The following is a 2500-nucleotide window of genomic DNA, read 5'->3' on the forward strand; positions in this document are numbered from 1 at the left end:
GCGGTCACGGCGCAACCGAAGTCGCCATCGGCGACCTGCGCGATCGCGCGGCTTTAGACGCAGCACTCAAGGACGTCGGCGCCGTCTTCTATATCGCCCCGGCCTTCATTCCCGCCGAGGCGAACGTGGGAAAAACTGTCGTGAAGGCTGCCATCGACGCGGGTGTGCGCCGATTGGTGTTTTCGGCCGTGATCCATCCGGCGCTTTCGGACCTCGTCAATCATGTCGCCAAGGCGCCGGTCGAGGAGGCGGTTCTCAACTCCGGCCTGGAATATACGTTCCTCCATCCGGCGCGCTACTTTCAGAACTACGCGGCATTCTGGCCCAAAATCGTGAAGGAGGGCGTGCTCGCGGAGCCTTGGTCGTCCGAGACCCGTTTCTCGCTGGTCGACTATCGCGATGTCGCCGAGGTCGCGGCGATAGCCCTGACGGAAGACCGGCTGCTTTTTGGCACGTTCGAACTTTGCGCACGCGGGCAACTCGATCGACACGACGTCGGCGCGCTGATGAGCGATGTGCTGGGCCGCAAAATCGGGGAGCGCCGCGATCCCGGTGTCCTCGGTGTCGTTTCCCAGGACTTGAAGGCGATGTTCGATCACTACGATCACCACGGGCTGCTCGGCAACCCGCTGACGCTGCGTGCGATCCTGGGTCGTGAGCCGCGGTCGCTGCGTGCATATCTGAAGGAATTGGCGCGCGGCGATCCTGCTGGATTCGGTAAGCAAGGATGAACTACCGGCCCTGGCGGCCAAAAAGCAAAACGCCCGCTTTCGCGGGCGTTTGTTTGGTTGCGGGGACAGGATTTGAACCTGTGACCTTCAGGTTATGAGCCTGACGAGCTACCGGGCTGCTCCACCCCGCGTCACCTACGAGCAAGCGTTTGCTTGCGACTACGAGCAAGCGTTTGCTTGCGTTGTTGGACGTAAGCGCAAGCCTGGGAATAGGCTGGCCTACAGATAGGTAGATGGCTCACCAAATGAAAGGGCCGCTTTCGCGGCCCGTGGTCCCGTTGGCGGGCCTTTATCGTAGAGAGAAGATTTAGCTCGATCCGGGTTTTTGATCCGGATGTGAGGGTGAACATGCGCTTGGCAGACCTGGCAGCGACCTACTCTCCCGCGTCTTGAGACGAAGTACCATCAGCGCTGGAGCGTTTCACGGCCGAGTTCGGAATGGGATCGGGTGCAGCCGCTCCGCCATAACCACCAGGTCGGCAAAACGCATGTTCAAATCGAGAAGCTTTTTTTGAGCGAATAGCCGATAGTGAGTAGCCAATAGGGGACCCTATTTGCTGCTTTCCAAGCTATTCGCTGGTCTTTGTTGTGCCCTGGATGTTCATTTCAGCCCGGCGCCTTTCGAAGCGAAGCTTCGCAAGGTCGACCGACCGTCGGCGCCGATGCGCCGCACCCACGTAGCGCCGCCCGAAGGGCGGAACAAGCGTGAGTGAGAATGGCGACAATCCTTCGGATTGCGCCTTGATGGATATAAGTAATGAGAACGATCAAGCCTATCGAACTATTAGTACCGGTAAGCTTCAAGCGTTGCCGCTCTTCCACACCCGGCCTATCAACGTGGTCGTCTTCCACGGTTCTCAGGGAATACTCGTTTCAAGGTGGGTTTCCCGCTTAGATGCCTTCAGCGGTTATCCCGTCCGGATATAGCTACCCTGCGATGCGGCTGGCGCCACAACAGGTCCACCAGAGATCCGTCCATCCCGGTCCTCTCGTACTAGGGACAGATCCTTTCAATATTCCTACACCCACGGCAGATAGGGACCGAACTGTCTCACGACGTTCTGAACCCAACTCACGTACCGCTTTAAATGGCGAACAGCCATACCCTTGGGACCTGCTCCAGCCCCAGGATGCGATGAGTCGACATCGAGGTGCCAAACAACCCCGTCGATATGGACTCTTGGGGGTCATCAGCCTGTTATCCCCGGCGTACCTTTTATCCGTTGAGCGATGGCCCTTCCACGCGGGACCACCGGATCACTATGACCGACTTTCGTCTCTGCTCGACTTGTCAGTCTCGCAGTCAGGCAGGCTTATGCCATTGCACTCAGCGAACGATTTCCGACCGTTCTGAGCCCACCATCGCGCGCCTCCGTTACTCTTTAGGAGGCGACCGCCCCAGTCAAACTACCCACCATACATTGTCCCGGACCCGGATAACGGGCCGCGGTTAGACATCCATAGTAATAAGGGTGGTATTTCAAGGGTGGCTCCACCTGAGCTGGCGCCCAGGCTTCAAAGCCTACCACCTATCCTACACATGCCACTACGAATGCCAATGTAAAGCTATAGTAAAGGTGCACGGGGTCTTTCCGTCTAACCGCAGGAACCCCGCATCTTCACGGGGAATTCAATTTCACTGAGTCTATGCTGGAGACAGCGGGGAAGTCGTTACGCCATTCGTGCAGGTCGGAACTTACCCGACAAGGAATTTCGCTACCTTAGGACCGTTATAGTTACGGCCGCCGTTTACTGGGGCTTCGATTCAG

Annotated in this window: 1 protein-coding gene, 1 tRNA gene and 2 rRNA genes (2 of these 4 only partly in view); 1 reads left to right on the forward strand and 3 read right to left on the reverse strand. The window is 57.9% G+C overall.

What is annotated here, in order from left to right; all coding sequences use genetic code 11:
• A protein-coding gene (locus tag EJ068_RS09615) for an NmrA family NAD(P)-binding protein (protein WP_245463390.1) crosses the window boundary here: on the forward strand, nucleotides 1–731 show its 3' portion. Its footprint begins 148 nt before the window's first position; 731 of the gene's 879 nt are visible here — the last part of the coding sequence; the start codon falls outside the window, past its left edge; the stop codon is at nucleotides 729–731.
• Between the two features lie 54 nt (nucleotides 732–785).
• On the opposite strand, the gene EJ068_RS09620 is transcribed toward EJ068_RS09615, so the two are convergent.
• The 3 genes from EJ068_RS09620 to EJ068_RS09630 all read right to left on the reverse strand — a co-directional run.
• A tRNA-Met gene (locus tag EJ068_RS09620) sits at nucleotides 786–862 on the reverse strand.
• Nucleotides 863–1092: 230 nt separating this feature from the next.
• Nucleotides 1093–1207: ribosomal RNA gene (gene rrf, locus EJ068_RS09625) — 5S ribosomal RNA — on the reverse strand.
• A gap of 287 nt (nucleotides 1208–1494) precedes the next feature.
• Nucleotides 1495–2500: ribosomal RNA gene (locus EJ068_RS09630) — 23S ribosomal RNA — on the reverse strand (it continues 1818 nt past the right edge of the window).

Origin of the sequence: Mesorhizobium sp. M2A.F.Ca.ET.043.02.1.1 (genome assembly GCF_003952405.1) — a bacterium.
GTDB lineage: Bacteria > Pseudomonadota > Alphaproteobacteria > Rhizobiales > Rhizobiaceae > Mesorhizobium.